The 684-nt window shown below is 44.2% G+C and carries 1 protein-coding gene; it reads left to right on the top strand.

Annotation, left to right across the window (positions count from 1 at the left end):
- Window positions 1–337: 337 nt before the first annotated feature.
- On the top strand, window positions 338–684 hold a 347-nt coding region (locus R7R24_RS27195; RefSeq protein WP_318120196.1), incomplete at its 3' end, for a cupin domain-containing protein.

Here is a 684-nt window from a genome sequence, read left to right as displayed (position 1 = left end):
TTGTTATTCAATGTATATCACGACATTTTGCGAAGTAAAGATTATCAGGCAAGGTTCTGTTTTTCTTTTGTGCGATTTTGAACCGGTCCAATTTAAACGTTTTCAATCTCTATTTTTACTTTTTTTGCTTTAAATTAATGGTTTATTTATTGTTCTTGGCAGAAGAAGAGACGGTTGGTCGTCTCTAGTACCAAAATGTAAGTCCAATTGTTTGGAAAATTAGGCAAGTATTAGCCATGAATAGGCTAACGATAAATGGCCTGCGGCGTTAACGTTATCTACACAGTTTGGCGAATGCTCGATACGCATTCTGCATTCCATAAAGAGACGTAGAGCAATGGTTAATCACACAGCAAAAACACAGATTCCACAATCACTAAAAGCCGGAGTATTTAACGGCCGTGGCATTTTTGATTTCGGGGCAAAGAACGAAGCGTATGCCGATTACTTCACGGGGACAAGCTACTTGGCGTTGCTCAACCAACCGGGGCTGATCGTAGCAAATGTGACGTTTGAACCGGGCTGCCGTAATTTTTGGCACATTCATCACGAAGGCGGACAAATCTTGCTCGCGACGGGAGGCCGTGGGTGGTATCAAGAATTTGGTCAGCCAGCGCAAGCGCTCAACGTGGGCGACGTCGTGCATATTGCGCCTGGCACTAAGCATTGGCATGGCGCAGCTAA

The sequence above is a fragment of the Vibrio sp. 704 genome, from assembly GCF_033339295.1.
The sequence above is the reverse complement of the archived record's forward strand: the minus strand, read 5'-3'. Positions and strand labels throughout refer to the sequence as shown.